This is a genomic window from Bacillus sp. COPE52 (assembly GCF_003355115.1).
Classification (GTDB): domain Bacteria; phylum Bacillota; class Bacilli; order Bacillales; family Bacillaceae_G; genus Bacillus_A; species Bacillus_A toyonensis.
Window position 1 is genome coordinate 4233915 of record NZ_CP031292.1, and the last position, 19317, is coordinate 4253231.

A 19317-nucleotide genomic window follows, 5' to 3' on the forward strand; every position below is an offset into this window, starting at 1 on the left:
CGCGTAAGGAGGGGAACAGATGGCTGACAAACCAGCTCGTTCTAAACAAATTGAAACTGAAATGACCCTTGAGCAAGTGAAAGAACAACTCACTGAGGTCGGAAAAAAACGTGGCGTTCTTACATATGAAGAGATCGCAGAACGCATGAATGGATTTGAAATTGAATCCGATCAAATGGATGAATACTATGAATATTTAGGTGAACAAGGGATTGACTTAGTTGGCGATAACGACAACGAAGAAGGTCCTAATAATCGCCAAATTACAAAAACGGAAGAAGAATTCGACCTTAATGATTTAAGTGTGCCACCAGGTGTGAAAATCAATGATCCTGTTCGTATGTACTTAAAAGAAATTGGTCGCGTTGACTTACTATCCGCTGAAGAAGAAATTCGACTTGCGACGCGTATTGAAGAAGGCGATGAAGAAGCAAAACGCCGTCTTGCGGAAGCGAACTTACGTCTTGTAGTAAGTATTGCAAAGCGTTACGTGGGCCGTGGTATGCTTTTCTTAGACTTAATCCAAGAAGGAAATATGGGTCTAATTAAAGCGGTTGAAAAGTTCGATTATCGTAAAGGTTTCAAATTTAGTACGTATGCAACTTGGTGGATTCGCCAAGCAATTACACGTGCGATTGCAGACCAAGCGCGAACAATTCGTATTCCAGTTCATATGGTTGAAACGATTAATAAGTTAATTCGTGTACAACGTCAATTGTTACAAGATTTAGGACGCGAACCATCTCCTGAAGAGATTGGTGAAGAAATGGATCTTGCGCCAGAAAAAGTACGCGAAATCTTAAAAATTGCACAGGAGCCAGTTTCTCTTGAAACACCAATTGGTGAAGAAGACGACTCCCATTTAGGTGACTTTATTGAAGACCAAGAAGCAACATCGCCTGCGGACCATGCAGCGTATGAATTGCTAAAAGAACAATTAGAAGATGTGTTAGATACACTAACAGATCGTGAAGAAAATGTTCTACGTCTTCGTTTCGGTTTAGATGATGGACGAACTCGTACGCTTGAAGAAGTTGGGAAAGTATTCGGCGTAACGAGAGAACGTATCCGTCAAATTGAAGCGAAAGCACTTCGCAAATTAAGACATCCAAGTCGTAGTAAGCGTCTTAAGGATTTCTTAGAATAGGCTAACTTTAAGTTTACTTCACTTTTGTGAAGTAAACTTTTTTATTTTGTTAATTTTTGTTAAAATTTAGCTATCGGCAACGATTACAATTTCTTGTAATTTATTTTACAGAATTGTCTTTTGATTTGCAAATGCTCATTTTTCGATTTTTCGATTAATTTTGTTTATTCTATACAAAAAAATATGTAGAAAAGCGAAAAATATGATGAGAAACGTTAATAATTATCGAAATAATAAGCGATATAACAATAAAAAACAATAAACTGAATTTATGGAATATTTTCAACAAGTGATAGTTTACTCTTTTCGGATAGAGCGTTTTCAAGTACAATGGAAATGACTGAATCATCTAACTATTTAGGGGTATAGAGGGGGGAGAAGAGATATGAAACGTAATCCGCTGATTCCGTTCGCTCTTATTGCAGCATTAGGTATTATCGTTATGTTTGTATTTTCATTTCAGGGGCTAAATAAATCTAAAGAGTTAGCTGATACAAAAAATGGCGGGAAGCCAGCGCAAACAGCATCAAAGCCAGAGGATATTGTGAAGCAAAGCTGTACGAGCTGCCATGGCGATCAGTTACAAGGGGCGGTAGGGCCTAATTTACAAAAAATTGGTGGAAAACTTTCAAAGGATGAAATTAAAGAAATTCTTTCGAAAGGAAAAGGAAATATGCCGCCAAATTTAGTTCCAGCTGATCAAGCGGCTAAAGTAGCTGATTGGCTATCTAAGAAAAAATAAGGTTCCATAAAACAAGCCTTTTGCTTTTGCAAAAGGCTTGTTTTTCTATACTTTCTAAAATACGCTGAGTAATAGAGAATGGAATTGTTGTTATGGGCTTGCAACAACTACTATAAATTCATTATCATGGAGACAGACTGACAAGAGAAGGAGTAATGGAAATACATGAATGAAGTAAAGCTTTCAAAACGATTAGAAGAAGTTGTGCGCGAGATTCCAGTAGGATCTACAGTAGCTGATATTGGATCGGATCATGCGTATTTACCGTGTTATACAATTATAAATAATATTGCTACAAAAGCAGTTGCAGGAGAAGTTGTAGATGGGCCGTTTCGTTCTGCGCAAGCAACTGTAGCTGAAAGTGGCTTACAAGATAAAGTAGATGTTCGTAAAGGGAATGGATTAGAAGTAATTACACCAGGGGAAGTAGATGTAATTACAGTTGCTGGTATGGGTGGAGCACTAATTCGTGACATTTTAGAAAGTGGTAAAGAAAAGTTAGAAGGTGTAACACGTTTAATTTTACAGCCGAACATTGCAGCACATCACATTCGTGAATGGTTTATTGAAAATGGCTGGGAGCTTATCCGTGAGAAAATCGTAAAAGAAGACGGGAAAATTTACGAAATTTTAGTTGGGGAACGAGGAAATATTGCAGCACCTTACTCGGATAATAAACAAGCTGAATTATTTATGGGTCCATTTTTAATAAAAGAAAAAGGTGAGGCTTTTGTTGAAAAGTGGGAAGGAGAATTGAAAAACTTCCAAAATATCTTAAAACAATTAGAACGTGCAGCAGATTCTGAAGAAACAAAAGCGAAACGTGTAGAAGTAGAAGCGAAAATGAAAATGATAGGGGAGATTTTATCATGAGTAAAATTCCAAATGGCCATGAGGTTATTTCTTTATTTGAAAGTATGTACCCGAAGCATTTAGCGATGGAAGGGGATAAGATTGGCCTGCAGATTGGGGCGCTTAATAAACCTGTGCAGCACGTATTGATCGCTTTAGATGTAACGGAGGAGGTTGTAGATGAAGCAATTCAATTAGGTGCGAATGTCATTATTGCGCATCACCCTTTAATTTTTAATCCGTTAAAAGCGATTCATACAGAGAAAGCGTATGGGAAAATTATTGAAAAGTGTATTAAGAATGATATTGCCATTTATGCCGCTCATACAAATGTAGACGTCGCTAAAGGTGGAGTAAACGATTTACTCGCTGATGCGTTAGGATTACAAAATACAGAAGTATTAGCTCCAACATACGCAGAAGAAATGAAAAAAATTGTTGTGTTTGTGCCAGTAACTCATGCAGAAGAGGTTCGTAAAGCATTAGGAGACGCAGGTGCGGGTCATATCGGCAATTATAGCCACTGTACGTTCAGTAGTGAGGGAGCAGGCACGTTTGTACCTCAGGAGGGAACAAATCCTTATATCGGGGAAACTGGGCGGTTAGAACGTGTGGAAGAGGTACGTATCGAAACGATAATTCCAGCTTCACTACAAAGAAAAGTTATGAAAGAGATGTTGGCAGCTCATCCATACGAAGAAGTGGCATATGATGTATATCCTCTTGATAATAAAGGTGAAACGTTAGGGCTTGGAAAAATAGGCTATTTACAAGAAGAAATGACACTTGGACAGTTTGCTGAACATGTGAAACAATCATTAGACGTGAAGGGCGCAAGAGTTGTCGGCAAGTTAGGTGATAAAGTGCGTAAAGTTGCTGTACTTGGTGGGGACGGTAATAAATATATAAACCAAGCGAAATTTAAAGGGGCAGATGTATATGTAACAGGTGACATGTATTATCATGTCGCTCATGATGCGATGATGCTCGGTTTAAATATAGTTGATCCAGGACATAACGTTGAAAAGGTAATGAAGCAAGGTGTGCAAAAGCAACTGCAAGAAAAAGTAGATGCGAAAAAATTCAATGTACAAATTCATGCTTCGCAGTTACATACAGATCCATTCACATTTGTATAAGAAAAATAAAAACCGTTGCTCATGTAGGCAACGGTTTTTATTATTGTTCTTTTTTCACTTTTACACGAGGTAAGATTTTTTGAAGTGGTACTTTTCGAATTCTTTCCCACGTAGCCGGATTCATTGGGTCATATTGATCTAAGAAAGCGATAACCTCTTTTGTAATTGGTGTTGGAGTAGAAGCACCTGCTGTAACAGCTACGTTTTCTACACCTTGTAGCCATTCTAATTGAATTTCACTTACATCCGCAACACGGTAAGCTTTCGTACCAGCAATTTCTTGTGATACTTGCGCTAAGCGATTCGAATTGTTACTTTTTGGATCACCAACAACGATTGTTAAATCTGCAACATCCGCTTGTTTAGCTACAGCTTCTTGACGAACTTGAGTTGCTAAACAAATTTCCTTATGGAATTCTGCTGTTGGAAATTTTTTCTGAATGTCCTCCATTAAATGTTGAACATCCCATTGACTCATCGTTGTTTGATTCGTAACTAAAATTTTATCCGTTGGGATTTCTAATGTTTCTAAATCATCCGCTCTTTCGATAAGGTGAACGATATCAGGTGCAATACCAACCGCGCCTTCTGGTTCTGGATGGTTTTTTTTGCCGATATAAATGACATGATATCCTTCAGCTTTTTTTGCTTCAATAAGGTCATGTGTTTTTGTAACATCTGGACAAGTTGCATCGATTGTCGTTAAACCTTTTTCTTTTGCACGTTGTTTAACTTCAGGAGAAACACCGTGAGCAGTAAATATAACAGTACCAGAATCGATTTGATCTAAAATATCTAAGCGACTTGGTCCGTCTAACGTAATGATTCCATCTTCTTCAAAAGCGTCTGTAACATGTTTATTGTGAACAATCATACCTAAAATATAAATAGGTCTCGGTAATGATTTATCTAATGCAGCGTTACGTGCAATTACCATTGCATCGACAACACCGTAGCAATAACCACGAGGGGAAATTTTAACAATTTTCATATGAGTAATCCTCTCCTTCTAAACAAGGGATACTTTTGTGCATAGTCCTTTACATTATAAAGGAGGAGAGGATAGAAAACAAAGGATTGTTACACATATAGTTTGGGTTTTGTTGCTATTTTTTGAACAGGCTCCTCTCGTACTTCTGTTTCTATGGCTGGCTCAATCACTATTTTTTTTCTTTTTCTTTTTTTTTGTGGAGGAGGGGGAGTTGCTACCTCAACCTTTTCTGTTAGATCTTCAGTTTGATCTTCTTCCGTACTTTTTCCAGAGGTGAGGATTTTAACAATGCTTGGTAGGTTACGCATAATGGGACCGTACTGTTCGACGACAGGGCTTACAGATTGAACGACTTGTGATACTTTTTCGATATTGTTTATCATATTAGTTGGATTCGAAATTAAATTCGAAAAAAAACTGCCGATGCCGCTGCTAGATGCTGCTGTAGTGGCTGCACCGCCGCGCGTTTCGTTTGATTCATACATTTGAGGGGGAATCATTTGCTCTGGATACTGCTGCATGTATGGTTGATATTGCTGTGAGTATTGATGCGGGTATTGTTGTTGGTATTGTTGTTGGTATTGTTGTTGGTATTGTTGTTGGTATTGTTGTTGGTATTGCTGTTGATATTGCTGTTGATATTGGGGTGGCTGTTGTTGGTGCATCATTGGCGGCTGTCCTTCTATTTGTCGATAAGGCGGAACCATTTGCATGAAAGGTTCGGTTGGATCGTGTTTTTTAAAGAGTTTAGCAAGGAACCCTTTCTTTTTTTGTGCCATCGGTGGTAGTTGTGGAATGGGGTATGGTGTATAAGGTTGTTGGCCTGGATTCGGATACATTTGCCTTACGGGAGATTTTGGAAACATGTGAGAAATCCTCCTTTCTTCAGTTAGGTATATACACATACAATATGCAATAAGAGTGAAGAAGGTTAGTTTTTGAAGTAAAAACCTAAACTAAAGATGGATTTTACTTGTAGATTTCGATATAATGTAGACTTGACTGATTTGTGCGCGCAGTAGAAATTTAGAAAGAAGGTGTAACTTATGACACAACAAACTTTTACACAGTATGATTTTAAACCATTTTTAATAGATGCAATTCGTGAACTACGCTTTACAGAGCCGACAGGAATTCAACAGAAAATTTTCCCGGTCGTGAAAAAAGGTGTAAGTGTAATTGGACAATCCCAAACAGGTTCTGGGAAAACACATGCATACTTACTTCCTACATTAAACAGAATTAATCCAAGTCGTGAAGAAGTACAGCTTGTTATTACAGCTCCTACTCGTGAGTTAGCACAACAAATTTACGAAGAAATCGTGAAATTAACAAAGTTCTGTGCAGAAGATCAAATGATTACAGCACGTTGTTTAATTGGTGGAACTGATAAACAACGATCGATTGAAAAGTTGAAAAAACAACCACATATTGTAGTTGGAACACCAGGACGTATTAAAGACTTAGTAGAAGAAAAGGCGCTATTTGTTTATAAAGCGGATACTATTATTGTCGATGAAGCGGATTTAATGCTTGATATGGGATTCATTCAAGATGTAGATAAAATTGCAGCACGTATGCCTAAAAACTTGCAAATGCTAGTTTTCTCTGCAACAATTCCTCAAAAATTAAAACCATTTTTGAAGAAATATATGGAGAATCCAGAACATATTCATATTAATCCGAAACAAGTTGCAGCAGGAAATATTGAGCATTACCTTGTGCCTTCAAGACACCGTAATAAAATTGAATTAGTGAAAAATATGCTACTTCAATTTAAACCGTACTTAGCAATTGTGTTTACAAACACGAAGAAGAAGGCTGATGAAGTAGCCGATGGATTAGCTGAACGTGGGTTAAAAGTAGGGCGTATACACGGTGATTTATCACCACGTGATCGTAAAAAAATGATGAAACAAGTTCGTGATTTAGAGTTCCAATACATTGTCGCAACAGATTTAGCGGCACGCGGTATTGATATTGAAGGAATTAGCCATGTTATTAACTATGAACTTCCATCAGATTTAGATTTCTTCGTTCACCGCGTTGGAAGAACTGCACGTGCGGGTCATTCAGGGATTGCAGTGACAATTTATGATCCAGCAAATGAAGAAGCGTTAGATAGTTTGGAAAAACAACGTCATATCGAATTTAAGCATGTAGATTTACGCGGAGATGAGTGGGCGGATTTAGGTGACCGTCGTCGTCGTAAGAGTCGTAAAAAACCAAATGATGGACTAGATGTTATGGCAACAAAAGTTGTTAAAAAGCCGAAAAAAGTAAAACCAAACTATAAGCGAAAACTTGCAACAGAACGTGACAAAGTGAAGAAAAAATATAGCAATAAAAAAAGATAAGGGATTTCCCTTATCTTTTTTTTATCCAGCTATTTGTGAGAGTCGTAATCAATATGGGTAGAAAAATATGGATTAAAGCTTCACTTAATCCAGTTCATTTAAATGAAGAGTATAGTCTGTTTAAATAGTCATATAAATTTGCGTAGTGCGTTTTTTGTGAACAAACAATTCACTACATATTTCTACAAATTATGCTATCATTATAACTATTGTATATTGAAGAGGTGATTGTATGTTAAAGATTGGATCTCATGTCTCAATGAGTGGTAAGAAAATGTTATTAGCAGCAAGTGAAGAGGCTGTTTCATACGGTGCAACGACGTTTATGATTTATACAGGTGCACCGCAAAATACACGAAGAAAACCAATTGAAGAATTGAACATAGAAGCAGGACGTAAACATATGGAACTGAATGGTATTGAGGAAATTATCGTCCATGCACCATATATTATTAACGTTGGTAATACGACGAAGCCAGAAACATTCCAATTAGGTGTAGACTTCCTGCGCATGGAAATTGAAAGAACAGCGGCATTAGGTGTTGCGAAACAAATTGTTCTTCACCCAGGAGCGCACGTTGGTGCTGGAGCAGATGCAGGTATTCAACAAATTATTAAAGGGCTTAATGAAGTAATAACGCCTGAACAGACGGTTAACATTGCGCTAGAGACGATGGCTGGAAAAGGAACAGAGTGTGGTCGTAGCTTTGAGGAAATTGCAAAGATTATTGATGGTGTAAAATATAATGAAAAGCTATCTGTATGTTTTGATACGTGTCATACGCATGATGCGGGTTATGATATTGTAAATGATTTTGACGGTGTATTGAACGAATTTGACAAGATTGTTGGTGTAGATCGATTACAAGTGCTTCATATTAATGATAGTAAAAATGTGCGTGGGGCCGGAAAGGACCGTCACGAAAATATCGGTTTTGGTCATATCGGTTATAAAGCATTGCATCATATTGTACATCATCCGCAGTTAATGAACGTGCCAAAAATTCTTGAAACACCATATGTAGGTGAAGATAAAAAAGATAAGAAGCCACCATATAAATTAGAAATCGAAATGCTGAAAAACGGTACTTTTTATGAGGGGATTCTTGAAAAAATTAAAGCGCAATAAGGAGGGGGGTATCCCCTCCTTATTTTAGTAGTTGCTGAAATAAAGTGTTTACTTGTTGCGCAGTAGCAGGGGAAGTTACTTTTGCGATTTGTTTTAAGAGTTCTAGTCGCTCATTATTATCATAAATGTTAATATTCTTTCCTTTCATAAGTAAAACAATTTGATCAGCTTGTGCAGTTGTAATTGAAACTTCATATTCTTTACTATATTTCAATAACTCTTTTGTAGAAATATGATTTAATTTTTTATTCACAATTTGTTTAATGAGATTCATCGAGTTATCCTCCTTCATACGTTCTTCTATCGAAATATATGAGTGCGTAGCTTGTACATATTCTTATAGAGTTTCTTTTTTCATGAGGAAAAGAAGCGTATGTTATAATGTAAGGACAAAACTACAGAAAAGAATATAAGGAGGACTTATGGAACAAAAGCAACATCGAAAAGAAAGCGTTATCCATCTCATTTATCGTTTAGTAATGATTATTTTTGGGGCAGCGTGCGCGGCGGTAGCGATTGAATTATTCTTAATGCCAAATAAAATTATTGATGGTGGAATTATTGGTATTTCTCTTATATTAGATTATCTTACTCCTAATATTTGGTGGTTAAGTTTTTCTACTTTAGTTGTTATCCTCAACATTCCGTTTATGTACTCTGGGTATAAGCAAATCGGAAAAACATTTATGTTATCCTCAGCATTTGGGATTGTAGCTTTAGCATTTATTGAATCGACATTACATGCTGTTCCACCATTTACAACTGAGCCCATTTTAGCAACAGTTTTTGGTGGCCTTATTTTGGGGCTTGGTGTAGGACTTGTTATTCGTCATGGCGGATCAATGGACGGAACAGAAATTATGGGGATTTTATTAACGAAGAAATTACCGTTTTCTGTTGGTGAATTCGTAATGTTTGTGAACTTATTTGTTTTTGCATGGGCAGCATTTGTATTTGGTGTCGAACAAGCTATGTATTCTGTTATGACGTACTATATTGCATTCAAAACAATTGATACGGTAATTCAAGGTTTAGATGAAACGAAAGCAGTTTTAATTGTATCAGATCAGTATGAGGAAGTATCAAATGCCATTTTGCATCGTCTCGGTCGTGGAACTACAAAGCTTGTAGCCAAAGGTGGTTACACGGATAAAGAAAAAGAAGTTATTTATGCAGTTGTAACGCGTTTGGAAGTGACGAAGTTAAAATCAATTGTGCATGAAATTGATGAAAATGCGTTTGTTACGATTATGAGTACACAAGAAACAAATGGTGGTAAGTTTAAATCAGCTATCCACTAAAAGTTACTTGGAATATTTTTCGAAAGCAGAGAATTTTTCTCTGCTTTTTGTTATAATAGTAAGGTTTCTTGAAAAAATAGATATAATTTAGGCAGATTGGTTTACAACTATAATAAGCTGTACTATAATTCAAATAGATATAAATCGGAATCATTCTGAATTAAAATAGGTGAGATGCTATGAATAATATATTGGAAATAGAAGGATTAACGTTTCGATATGAAGATCGAAATGTGTTAGAAAATATTAATTTGCAAGTTCCGAAGGGAGCTTTTTTAGGTTTAGTTGGGCCAAATGGTTCTGGGAAATCCACTTTACTAAAATGTTTATTAGGCGTTTTAAAGCCTAAACAAGGGAGTATTCGCTTGTTTGGTGTTGATAGCAAGAAGTTTAAAGAATGGAACAAACTTGGCTATGTATCCCAAAAGGCAAATAGTTTCAACTCTGGTTTTCCAGCAACTGTTTTTGAAGTTGTGTCAATGGGGCTCGTTTCGAAAAAAGGTCTTTTTCGCTTTTTCACGAAAGACGACAAGGCGAAGGTAGAAAAGGCGATTGCTGATGTAGGGATGAGTGAATTTCAAGGTCGCAATATTGGAGAGCTTTCTGGTGGACAACAACAACGTGTATTTATTGCTCGTGCGCTCGTTAGTGATCCTGAATTACTTATTTTGGACGAGCCTACTGTTGGGATTGATGTGAAAAATGTGGAAAGTTTTTATGAGATATTAGAGGATTTAAACAAAAGGCTTGGGATTACATTGATTCTTGTTACTCATGATATGGGGGCTGTTACCGAGAAAGTAACACATGTTGCATGTCTAAACCAACATTTACATTTTCATGGGAATGTAAAGGAGTTCCGAGAGTTAGAAGATGCAGAAATGTCCGTCTTATATGGACATCATGTCCATCGTTTAAAACACGAGCATGAGCATCACGGGAGGATATAATGATACAAGATTTTTTACAATATGACTTTTTACGTAATTCTTTATATGCAGGTATTTTAATTGGACTTGTTGCACCGCTTATCGGTGTGTTTGTTGTTATTCGTCGTTTATCTCTTATTGCAGATGCATTAAGTCACGTGACGTTATCAGGTATTGCAGCAAGTTTACTACTTGAAAAAACAATTTTTACAGGTGGCTTTTTAAATCCCCTATATATGGGGATGATTTTCTCGATTGGGGGAGCGTTACTAATTGAAAAGTTACGAACTGTATATAAGCATTATCAAGAATTAGCAATTCCGATTATTCTTTCAGCAGGAATGGGAATTGGAGTTATTTTCATTTCACTTGCAAATGGATTTAACACAGACTTATTTAGTTATTTATTTGGTAGTGTAAGTGCTGTAACGAGTACGGATTTAATTATTATTGGGATTGTAGCAATTGTTGTTATTGCGACAATTATTTTATTATATAAAGAGCTGTTTTTATTATCATTTGATGAGGAATACGCAGTATCAACTGGTCTAAGGGCAAAATGGATTCACTTTATCTTCATTATATTAGTTGCTCTTGTCATTGCAGTATCAATGCGTGTAGTAGGTGTTCTTCTCGTATCCTCATTAATGACGTTACCAGTTGCAGCAAGTATTCGTATTGCTAAAGGATTTAAACAAACAATTTTCTTTTCCATTTTATTTGGTGAAATTGCAGTAATTGGTGGAATGTTTGCTTCGTATCAACTTGATCTAGCACCAGGTGGTACAATTGTTATGATAGCAGTTCTTATTTTAATCGGTGCGATTTTATGGAAGAAGAAAAAAACTGCATAAAGTAGGGATAGGTATGAATCTAACAGAAGCTTTACGCCTAATGAAAGAAAAAGGATACAAACATACTGGGAAAAGGGAAGAGATGCTCAGATTATTTGCAGCTCACAATCGTTATTTAACAGCAAAAGATGTTTTAGAGCATATGAAGGATGATTATCCAGGTCTTAGTTTTGATACGATTTATCGTAACTTAACGGTTTTTGCTGAAATCGGCGTTTTAGAACAAACAGAATTAAATGGTGAAAAACATTTTCGTTTTACATGTTCCATTATGGAACATCATCATCATTTTATTTGTTTAGATTGCGGGGGAACGAAAGAGATTACTTCCTGTCCAATGGATTTTATGAATAAAGATTTTAACGGTTATGAAGTAACAGGGCATAAATTTGAAATATACGGCCGTTGTCCAAAATGTGCAAAATAAAAACTCGTCGGTTATATAACTGACGAGCTTTTTTGCATAAAAAAGAAGGTTGCTCACAAATATTGTGGGCAACCTTCTTTTTATTGTTCTTGTGTTTCTTTTTCTTTATCTTTATCTCTTTCAGCAGCCATTTCAGCAGCAATTACATCGATTTCTTTTTTCAGTTCTTCTACCATTGTTTCTTCTGGTACTTTACGAACAACTTGCCCTTTACGGAATAATAATCCTTCTCCACGTGCACCGGCAATACCGATATCAGCTTCACGAGCTTCACCAGGGCCGTTTACAGCGCAACCAAGTACTGCAACTTTAATTGGTACTTGCAGTGTAGAAATATATTCTTCCACTTCGTTAGCGATGCTAATTAAATCAATTTCAATACGACCGCAAGTTGGACAAGAGATAAGTGTTGCTGCATTAGATGCAAGACCGAATGACTTTAATAGTTCACGTGCAACTTTTACTTCTTCAACTGGATCAGCACTTAATGAAATACGAAGTGTGTTTCCGATGCCTTTACTTAAAATTGCTCCAAGACCAGCGGCACTTTTTACAGTTCCAGCAAACAATGTGCCAGATTCTGTAATACCTAAATGTAATGGATAATCAAAAGCGCGAGCAGCTTTTTCATATGCTTCAATTGCTAAATTAACATCAGAGGCTTTCATAGATACGATAATATCGTGGAAATCTAAGTCCTCTAAAATTTTAATGTGATGTAGTGCGCTCTCAACCATGCCATCTGCAGTTGGGTATCCGTACTTTTCTAAAATGTGACGCTCTAATGAACCAGCGTTTACACCGATACGGATTGGAATGCCGCGCTCTTTTGCTGCATTTACAACAGCTTCTACTTTATGGCGACGACCAATGTTACCTGGATTGATACGTACTTTATCAATGCCACCTTCAATTGCTTTTAAAGCAAGGCGATAATCAAAATGAATATCAGCAACAAGTGGAATGTTGATTTGTTTTTTAATATCAGCAATAGCATTTGCTGCGCGTTCATCTGGAACGGCAACACGAACAACCTGACAACCAGCTTCTTCTAAACGTTTAATTTCAGCAACTGTTGCTTCAACATCATGTGTTTTTGTTGTTGTCATACTTTGTATAATTAATTCATTATTACCGCCAATTGTTAAATTACCGACTTTAACTGGACGTGTTTTTGTACGATGAGTCATTTCATTCACGAATAGATCGCTCTCCTTATAAAAGAAGTTTCTTATTTAGTCCCTCATATCAATGATAGTATACGTGATATAGGGCTATAGAAACCGAAGTGCTCGGTTTCACTTTTACTATTGTATCAGCGCCTTTATGTAATTGACAAGGATTAAGTGATCGCTTATTGATATAACGGGAATTTATAAGTCTTTCCAATTTGAATTTTTGTAGCAGATGTACTTTTATTTAATTGTTTAAAGTCATCAATTATCTTTTCAATAGAAGGGATTTTTTTCTTATTAATTTGTTCTGTAATCGAAAGAACGGTCTCACCAGTTTTTACTTCAATTGCTTTATAAGTAACATCTGTTTCTTCCTTTTTGCTTTGTTTTGTAGTTGTTTCTTCTTTTTTTATAGTTTGAGCAGCTGTTGTTTTTTTGTATGAACTTAACATCGGTAAAGTACCGATTTTTATATCGTAATAAAATATATAACCGAGAACAAGCACGAATAAGAATATACCTAATCTCTTCATATTCTTCACTCCTTTGCTAGGAATATATGCTTGTCCAAAAAAAAAATGCCTATTTAGGCATTTTTTATCGTTCTTATTTTTCTTTCGGTTGTGGAACTTCTTTAAGTGTTAAGTATAGAACAATTAAAACAACTGCGATATAAATGAATGTTGAACCAGGTACGACGATTTTAAATAAATCCATAATCATAAAGAAGATTGTTGGAATTGTGTAACTGTAAGCAGTTAATGTCCAAACTTGTTTGTAGGATAATTTACGTTGTCCGCTCATAGCAGAACCGATGAACGCAAGTAAAGTCACGCCTACAAAAGTAATGAATAATTGGAATAGGTACACTAAAAATCCGATAACAAATAATAAAATTGGATAGATACTATCGAATAGAGAAATAAAGTCTTGTAAATCTTTTTTCTCAAGAGATGCACCTAATAAGTCGTTATAGGAATACGTTTGTGTTTGACCATTTCCCATGGAGACTACTTTATCTTTTAAAACAAATAAACCCGTTTTATTTTGATATTTTTCTAAGTCTGTTGAATTTGGATCAAATACGAAAAGGGCATTGCCATCTTCTTTTTCGATAGGTTGATCAATATCTGCTGTTAGTTCGCCATTTTCAATTTTAAAATCAGGTAAATCTTTTTCGATTACTTTATTTACCATATTAACACCGTCTTGAATAACGCTACCGTACAAGAAAGTTCTTGGAATAGTAGTGATTAAGCAAAGAAGCATAATATACAAAATGGTTTTACCGATTTTTTGAAAACGGAAAAGCGCAATATCTTTAGGCGAATATACGCTTTTTGCTAGCTGTTTAAAAATGGACATAGATTCACTTCCTTTATGTATGTATAAAGTCATTGTAACGTAGGAATCTAGAGAATCTCAAGATATATTATATTTACATATAGTGGAGATAACTAAATTTCTTTTTAATAATTTTCTTCTTTTAAATGAGAAAAATACAATTGACACTTTTCTTTTTTATATGGTAAATTTATCTTACATTTCTTAAAGGATATATCCGATAGGAATTCAATTGTTTAATATGTTATTACATACATAATTATGGACCCTTAGCTCAGCTGGTTAGAGCAGACGGCTCATAACCGTCCGGTCGTAGGTTCGAGTCCTACAGGGTCCATACCCATTTCACATGTTTATTATGTCAGCAGGAAGCTTCCTTGTAGAAGGAAGCTTTTTTTACGGAATATATGAGCATTTTAATTGAAAAGAAGTGGGAATTTTGCTACTTTAATGATAGCAAGACAATGTGATTTATTTGTTTGCACCCTATGGCAATTAGGGTAGAATGAAGTTGTATGTCACACATATGGTGGCAATACATAAACTGGGAGGAATATAACAATGGCAAAACACGAATTACCAAACTTACCTTATGCGTATGATGCTTTAGAGCCTCACTTTGACAAAGAAACAATGAACATCCATCATACAAAACATCACAACACGTACATTACAAACTTAAACGCTGCTTTAGAAGGTCATGCAGAACTAGCTGACAAAAGCGTTGAAGAATTAGTTGCAAACTTAAACGAAGTACCAGAAGCAATCCGTACAGCAGTACGTAACAATGGTGGTGGACATGCTAACCATACATTCTTCTGGACAATTCTTTCTCCAAACGGCGGGGGACAACCAGTAGGCGAACTTGCAACTGCGATTGAAGCGAAATTCGGTAGCTTCGATGCATTCAAAGAAGAATTCGCAAAAGCTGGCGCAACTCGCTTCGGTTCTGGTTGGGCTTGGTTAGTAGTAAACAATGGTGAGTTAGAAGTAACAAGCACGCCAAACCAAGATTCTCCTCTAACTGAAGGTAAAACTCCAGTTATCGGTTTAGATGTTTGGGAGCATGCTTACTACTTAAATTACCAAAACCGTCGTCCAGACTACATCGGTGCATTCTGGAACGTTGTAGATTGGAACGCTGCTGAAAAACGTTACCAAGAAGCAAAATAATTATAATAATTATAGAAAAAAGCTAGGAGAATGCTCCTAGCTTTTTTCTATGCTTTCCTTTTACATAATTGGGCTTGTCTTTGGAAGACTAGAACATGAAGTAAAGGAGAGTTGTGTATGAAGTGGAAACATATAATTGGTGACGTTGAAGTGAATCGGGATTTAGTGTTATTGCTCCTTATTGGAGGTTTATACACGCTCGCAATTTCTTTATCGAATACGTTTGTTAATATTTATTTATGGAAACAAACACAAAATTATGTGAATCTTGGCTTGTATAATTTGGCCAGCGTTGTATTGCAGCCTCTCACATTTCTTATAGGTGGGAAATTAGCGAAACGTATTGACCGCTCAATCTTGTTACGAATAGGCGTAGGCACGTTAGCAATTTTTTTTATCGTTGTTTTAGTAGCGGGAAAAAGCGCTTCTCACTATATTTTATTAATGGGGGCTCTTTTAGGAGTCGGATATGGTTTTTATTGGCTCGCGTTTAACTTATTGACATTTGAGATTACAGAACCAGAAACAAGGGATTTCTTTAATGGGTTTCTTGGACTTCTTACATCCTTCTCTGGAATGATTGGACCGATAGCGGCAGGATACACAATTTCACGTATGGCAAAATGGAGTGGTTATACTGTCATATTCTTTCTTTCATTAGTGCTATTTGCAATTGCTGTCGTTTTAAGCTTTTTTTTATCTAAGAGAGAATGTGAAGGGCGTTATGAAATTACAAAAGTATTGAAAGAGCGACGGATTGATAAAAATTGGGGGAGAATTACACGTGCTCATTTTTTCCAAGGGTTGAGAGAGGGAACATTTATTTTTGTTATTTCAGTATATGTGTACTTAGCAACCGATAGTGAGCTCGCATTAGGGAAATATAGCTTAGTCAACTCCGCTGTATCATTTGTATGTTACTACTTAGTTGCTCGTATGTTAAAGAAAGAGTGGCGAAAAAAAGCGATTTTGCTTGGAGGCATTATTTTATATGCGGTCGTATTTTTAGTTATATTCAATGTTACATACACAAAATTACTTATTTATGCAGCATGTATCGCGATCGCATACCCTATTTTACTCGTTCCGTACGGGTCAATGACATATGACGTAATTGGTAGAGCGAAAAATGCGAGAGAGTGGCGTGTAGAGTATGTAGTTGTCCGGGAATTATGGTTAAATGCTGGAAGGATTTGTTCGGTTTTAAGTTTTTTATGTGCTGTGTTATTCTTTCCGCCTGAAAAAAGTTTACCTTTCTTACTATGTATTTTAGGTGCTGGACATTTTCTTATTTATTTTGCAGTTAAAAATGTCAAATATGATGAGGGAAATGTGGGGAAAACCAGCGTTGTAGCGCAAGAAACTACTCAGAATCAAACTGAACCAGAAGGTTAACTTATCGTTTGTTTTATGCTAAAATAGAAAAAGATGTAAGACAGCAGTGAGGACACCTGTATGAAGGTGTCCCTTTCACATTACATAGCTGTTGGTAGAGGGGGTTTGTATGAGCAAGAAGCAGAAACAACAAAAGAAAAAAACTCACGTTCCTTTTCGATTAAACGTGCTGTTTTTTTGCGTATTTTTAATGTTCTCCGCGGTTATTGTAAGGCTCGGATATGTACAAATTGTTCGTGGTGAGGAATATAAGAATGAAGTAGAGAAGAAAGAGAATTCAACGATAAGTAATCCTGTACCGCGCGGGAAAATCTTTGACCGCTACGGGCGACCTGTAGTAGATAATACAGCTGTTCGTACTATTACATTTACAAAAATGAAAGGATCAACTGCAGAAGATCGCTTAGAAACAGCGAAAAAATTAGCAGAGTTGATTGAAGTACCGACAGATAAATTAACAGATCGAGATAAAAAAGATTATTGGATTGCGATGCATAAAGAGGAAGCGAAAACAAAAATTACGAGTAAAGATCGTCAAGAATTGAAAGATAACAAAATTGACGATAAAGAATTAGACGAGCGTCAACGAAGTCGTGTGACAGAAGAAGAGATTAATCAATTATCCGCAAAAGATTTAGAAATACTAGCGATTAAAAGTAAGATGGACGGCGGATATGCAATGACACCTCAAGTTATTAAAAAAGATGCTACAGAAAAAGAATATGCGATTATTAGCGAGAGCCTAGCAACATTACCAGGTGTAGATACGAATGTTGATTGGGATCGAAAATATACGTATGATGATTTATTCCGAAGTGTTCTTGGTGGGGTGTCGACGGCGGATGAAGGTTTACCGAGAGAAAGACTAGATTACTATCTTGTTCGTGATTATAATCGAAATGACCGAGTAGGGAAAAGTTATCTTGAACAGCAATATGAAGATAGCCTGCACGGTACGAAAGCAGAAGTGAAAAATATTACAGATAAAAATGGTAATATTTTGGAAACGATTAATGTATCGCAAGGACAAAGCGGTAATGACCTGAACTTAACAATTGATATGGAATTACAAAAGCGTGTGGAAGATATTCTTGCGAAAAACTTAATGAGATTTAAAGGAGCGGAACCTCTTTTAGATCGTGCTTTCGTTGTTATGACGAATCCGAAAAACGGTGAAGTGTTATCTATGGCTGGAAAACAGCTTGTTACGAATGATGAAGGAAAAACTGATGTGAAAGATTTCGCTTTAGGTACGATGACAAGCTCGTATCCTGTAGGTTCAACAGTAAAAGGTGCAACGATTCTGACAGGGTATCAAACAGGTGCAATTCAACCAGGATCGGTACAGTTAGATGAACCAATCAAATTAAAAGGTACACCGACGAAATCATCTTGGAAAACAATGGGATATATTAATGATCTTACAGCGTTAAAAATGTCTTCTAACGTATATATGTTTAAAACAGCGATGAATATTGCTAATGTTCCATATGTGAGAGGTGGTACGTTAGATATAAAACAAAAATCATTTGATACGATGCGTTACTATTTCGGGCAGTTTGGATTAGGTGTAAAAACAGGAATTGATTTACCGAATGAATCTGCTGGTCAGATGGGTAGAACAGACAATATCCCAGGGTTTTTACTTGATTATGCAATCGGTCAATATGATACGTATACACCACTTCAATTAGCTCAGTATATTTCAACAATTGCCAATGGTGGATATCGTATGCAGCCGCAAGTTGTGAAAGAGATTCGTCAACCGGCAGTGAAACCGGAGGAAGTTGGAAAAGTTGTTCATTCGATGGAACCGAAAGTGCTAAATCGTATTGATATGCCTGAATCACAAATTAAACGTGTTCAAGAAGGATTTAGACAAGTATTTAACGATTCGGGTGGTACAGCTACAAAATACTTTACAGGTGCAAAATATAAAGCTGCAGGGAAAACCGGTACAGCCCAAACTGTGTATGGCGGAGATAAAGAGATTGGTAGAAATGCAAAAGGTGAGCGTGTTCAAGTTTATAACTTAACATTAGTAGGTTATGCGCCACTTGAAGACCCTGAAGTAGCATTTTCTGTTGTTGTTCCGTGGGTACATGATGATAAGACTGGTATTAATGGATATATTAGTCGTGAAATTATGGATGCTTACTTTGATTTGAAAAACCAAGAAATAAATGGTGAAGCTCCAAAAGATGCAAAAGATAATAAAAATGAAAAAGAAGATCAAGATGAGGAATAAAAAAGTTGTAAAAAAAGCACACTATCTGAAAAGATAGTGTGCTTTTTTTTATGGTTTATGCATATCGTGTAATAAATGTGGACAAGTATAAAATATTGGAAAAAGCACGCGGTC

At 36.2% G+C, this 19317-nt stretch carries 19 protein-coding genes and 1 tRNA gene; 14 read left to right on the forward strand and 6 right to left on the reverse strand.

From position 1 onward, the window contains the following. Positions 1–19: 19 nt before the first annotated feature. The 4 genes from rpoD to DPQ31_RS21285 all read left to right on the forward strand — a co-directional run bounded on the left by rpoD (position 20) and on the right by DPQ31_RS21285 (position 3880). Positions 20–1147 (forward strand): RNA polymerase sigma factor RpoD, encoded by a 1128-nt coding sequence (rpoD, locus tag DPQ31_RS21270; RefSeq protein WP_000764067.1) that lies wholly within the window; start codon positions 20–22, stop codon positions 1145–1147. Positions 1148–1532: 385 nt separating this feature from the next. Further along, positions 1533–1889 (forward strand): cytochrome c550, encoded by a 357-nt coding sequence (cccA, locus tag DPQ31_RS21275; RefSeq protein ID WP_000828151.1) that lies wholly within the window; start codon positions 1533–1535, stop codon positions 1887–1889. Positions 1890–2054: 165 nt separating this feature from the next. Next, complete coding sequence (locus DPQ31_RS21280; RefSeq protein ID WP_085450590.1) at positions 2055–2762, forward strand: tRNA (adenine(22)-N(1))-methyltransferase; 708 nt, start codon at positions 2055–2057, stop codon at positions 2760–2762. Beyond that, entirely contained in the window at positions 2759–3880 is a 1122-nt protein-coding gene (locus tag DPQ31_RS21285) for a Nif3-like dinuclear metal center hexameric protein (protein ID WP_087970628.1), read from the forward strand. Before DPQ31_RS21280 ends, DPQ31_RS21285 begins: the two co-directional genes overlap by 4 nt. Positions 3881–3920: 40 nt before the next feature. Here DPQ31_RS21285 and DPQ31_RS21290 read toward each other — a convergent pair whose 3' ends face one another. Together DPQ31_RS21290 and vrrA are read right to left on the reverse strand one after the other, a co-directional pair. Then, the gene (locus DPQ31_RS21290) at positions 3921–4871 is read right to left on the reverse strand and encodes a 4-hydroxy-3-methylbut-2-enyl diphosphate reductase (protein WP_000706652.1); all 951 of its coding nucleotides are present in this window, start codon (positions 4869–4871) and stop codon (positions 3921–3923) included. An 89-nt stretch (positions 4872–4960) separates the two neighbouring features. Next, the gene (gene vrrA / locus DPQ31_RS21295; protein WP_208730962.1) at positions 4961–5737 is read right to left on the reverse strand and encodes a VrrA/YqfQ family protein; all 777 of its coding nucleotides are present in this window, start codon (positions 5735–5737) and stop codon (positions 4961–4963) included. 180 nt (positions 5738–5917) lie between these two features. Here vrrA and DPQ31_RS21300 point away from each other — a divergent pair, with 180 nt between their 5' ends. After that, positions 5918–7228: a DEAD/DEAH box helicase gene (locus tag DPQ31_RS21300; RefSeq protein WP_000194009.1), complete on the forward strand. Its 1311-nt coding sequence runs from the start codon at positions 5918–5920 to the stop codon at positions 7226–7228. Positions 7229–7460: 232 nt separating this feature from the next. Then, positions 7461–8357: a deoxyribonuclease IV gene (locus tag DPQ31_RS21305; RefSeq protein WP_208730963.1), complete on the forward strand. Its 897-nt coding sequence runs from the start codon at positions 7461–7463 to the stop codon at positions 8355–8357. A gap of 19 nt (positions 8358–8376) precedes the next feature. Here DPQ31_RS21305 and DPQ31_RS21310 read toward each other — a convergent pair whose 3' ends face one another. Beyond that, positions 8377–8631, reverse strand: coding sequence for a DUF2624 domain-containing protein (locus DPQ31_RS21310; protein WP_001048958.1), 255 nt, complete (start codon positions 8629–8631; stop codon positions 8377–8379). 148 nt (positions 8632–8779) lie between these two features. Here DPQ31_RS21310 and DPQ31_RS21315 point away from each other — a divergent pair, with 148 nt between their 5' ends. The 4 genes from DPQ31_RS21315 (at position 8780) to DPQ31_RS21330 (ending at position 11868) form a co-directional block, all read left to right on the forward strand. Next, positions 8780–9658, forward strand: coding sequence for a YitT family protein (locus tag DPQ31_RS21315; RefSeq protein WP_000435959.1), 879 nt, complete (start codon positions 8780–8782; stop codon positions 9656–9658). Positions 9659–9837: 179 nt separating this feature from the next. After that, positions 9838–10608, forward strand: a complete 771-nt coding sequence (locus DPQ31_RS21320) for a metal ABC transporter ATP-binding protein (RefSeq protein WP_001059665.1) — start codon at positions 9838–9840, stop codon at positions 10606–10608. Continuing rightward, entirely contained in the window at positions 10608–11441 is an 834-nt protein-coding gene (locus tag DPQ31_RS21325) for a metal ABC transporter permease (protein WP_000613814.1), read from the forward strand. Before DPQ31_RS21320 ends, DPQ31_RS21325 begins: the two co-directional genes overlap by 1 nt. A gap of 13 nt (positions 11442–11454) precedes the next feature. Next, entirely contained in the window at positions 11455–11868 is a 414-nt protein-coding gene (locus tag DPQ31_RS21330; RefSeq protein ID WP_001054515.1) for a Fur family transcriptional regulator, read from the forward strand. 80 nt (positions 11869–11948) lie between these two features. On the opposite strand, the gene ispG is transcribed toward DPQ31_RS21330, so the two are convergent. The 3 genes from ispG to yqgB all read right to left on the reverse strand — a co-directional run bounded on the left by ispG (position 11949) and on the right by yqgB (position 14408). Further along, positions 11949–13058 (reverse strand): flavodoxin-dependent (E)-4-hydroxy-3-methylbut-2-enyl-diphosphate synthase, encoded by a 1110-nt coding sequence (gene ispG, locus DPQ31_RS21335; protein ID WP_176521069.1) that lies wholly within the window; start codon positions 13056–13058, stop codon positions 11949–11951. 164 nt (positions 13059–13222) lie between these two features. Then, on the reverse strand, positions 13223–13576 hold the full coding sequence (locus DPQ31_RS21340) for a hypothetical protein (protein WP_208730964.1): 354 nt from the start codon (positions 13574–13576) through the stop codon (positions 13223–13225). Between the two features lie 73 nt (positions 13577–13649). Beyond that, entirely contained in the window at positions 13650–14408 is a 759-nt protein-coding gene (gene yqgB / locus DPQ31_RS21345) for a protein YqgB (protein ID WP_000021677.1), read from the reverse strand. A gap of 242 nt (positions 14409–14650) precedes the next feature. On the opposite strand from yqgB, the gene DPQ31_RS21350 reads away from it, so the two are divergent. From DPQ31_RS21350 to DPQ31_RS21365, 4 genes are all read left to right on the forward strand, one after another. Beyond that, positions 14651–14724: transfer RNA gene (locus DPQ31_RS21350), tRNA-Ile, on the forward strand. 224 nt (positions 14725–14948) lie between these two features. Continuing rightward, the gene (gene sodA / locus DPQ31_RS21355; protein ID WP_001052031.1) at positions 14949–15560 is read left to right on the forward strand and encodes a superoxide dismutase [Mn]; all 612 of its coding nucleotides are present in this window, start codon (positions 14949–14951) and stop codon (positions 15558–15560) included. A 117-nt stretch (positions 15561–15677) separates the two neighbouring features. Beyond that, positions 15678–16955 (forward strand): MFS transporter, encoded by a 1278-nt coding sequence (locus tag DPQ31_RS21360; protein WP_097958085.1) that lies wholly within the window; start codon positions 15678–15680, stop codon positions 16953–16955. A 109-nt stretch (positions 16956–17064) separates the two neighbouring features. Continuing rightward, a complete protein-coding gene (locus DPQ31_RS21365; RefSeq protein ID WP_000038999.1) occupies positions 17065–19203 on the forward strand; it encodes a peptidoglycan D,D-transpeptidase FtsI family protein in 2139 nt (712 codons plus the stop codon). Positions 19204–19317 lie beyond the last annotated feature (114 nt).

What these genes read in the sequence shown, in the direction of transcription:
- rpoD (WP_000764067.1), top strand. Translation starts at nt 20, where the DNA reads ATGGCTGACAAACCAGCTCGTTCTAAACAAATTGAAACTGAAATGACC.
- cccA (WP_000828151.1), top strand. Translation starts at nt 1,533, where the DNA reads ATGAAACGTAATCCGCTGATTCCGTTCGCTCTTATTGCAGCATTAGGT.
- DPQ31_RS21280 (WP_085450590.1), top strand. Translation starts at nt 2,055, where the DNA reads ATGAATGAAGTAAAGCTTTCAAAACGATTAGAAGAAGTTGTGCGCGAG.
- DPQ31_RS21285 (WP_087970628.1), top strand. Translation starts at nt 2,759, where the DNA reads ATGAGTAAAATTCCAAATGGCCATGAGGTTATTTCTTTATTTGAAAGT.
- DPQ31_RS21290 (WP_000706652.1), bottom strand. Translation starts at nt 4,871, where the DNA reads ATGAAAATTGTTAAAATTTCCCCTCGTGGTTATTGCTACGGTGTTGTC.
- vrrA (WP_208730962.1), bottom strand. Translation starts at nt 5,737, where the DNA reads ATGTTTCCAAAATCTCCCGTAAGGCAAATGTATCCGAATCCAGGCCAA.
- DPQ31_RS21300 (WP_000194009.1), top strand. Translation starts at nt 5,918, where the DNA reads ATGACACAACAAACTTTTACACAGTATGATTTTAAACCATTTTTAATA.
- DPQ31_RS21305 (WP_208730963.1), top strand. Translation starts at nt 7,461, where the DNA reads ATGTTAAAGATTGGATCTCATGTCTCAATGAGTGGTAAGAAAATGTTA.
- DPQ31_RS21310 (WP_001048958.1), bottom strand. Translation starts at nt 8,631, where the DNA reads ATGAATCTCATTAAACAAATTGTGAATAAAAAATTAAATCATATTTCT.
- DPQ31_RS21315 (WP_000435959.1), top strand. Translation starts at nt 8,780, where the DNA reads ATGGAACAAAAGCAACATCGAAAAGAAAGCGTTATCCATCTCATTTAT.
- DPQ31_RS21320 (WP_001059665.1), top strand. Translation starts at nt 9,838, where the DNA reads ATGAATAATATATTGGAAATAGAAGGATTAACGTTTCGATATGAAGAT.
- DPQ31_RS21325 (WP_000613814.1), top strand. Translation starts at nt 10,608, where the DNA reads ATGATACAAGATTTTTTACAATATGACTTTTTACGTAATTCTTTATAT.
- DPQ31_RS21330 (WP_001054515.1), top strand. Translation starts at nt 11,455, where the DNA reads ATGAATCTAACAGAAGCTTTACGCCTAATGAAAGAAAAAGGATACAAA.
- ispG (WP_176521069.1), bottom strand. Translation starts at nt 13,058, where the DNA reads ATGACTCATCGTACAAAAACACGTCCAGTTAAAGTCGGTAATTTAACA.
- DPQ31_RS21340 (WP_208730964.1), bottom strand. Translation starts at nt 13,576, where the DNA reads ATGAAGAGATTAGGTATATTCTTATTCGTGCTTGTTCTCGGTTATATA.
- yqgB (WP_000021677.1), bottom strand. Translation starts at nt 14,408, where the DNA reads ATGTCCATTTTTAAACAGCTAGCAAAAAGCGTATATTCGCCTAAAGAT.
- sodA (WP_001052031.1), top strand. Translation starts at nt 14,949, where the DNA reads ATGGCAAAACACGAATTACCAAACTTACCTTATGCGTATGATGCTTTA.
- DPQ31_RS21360 (WP_097958085.1), top strand. Translation starts at nt 15,678, where the DNA reads ATGAAGTGGAAACATATAATTGGTGACGTTGAAGTGAATCGGGATTTA.
- DPQ31_RS21365 (WP_000038999.1), top strand. Translation starts at nt 17,065, where the DNA reads ATGAGCAAGAAGCAGAAACAACAAAAGAAAAAAACTCACGTTCCTTTT.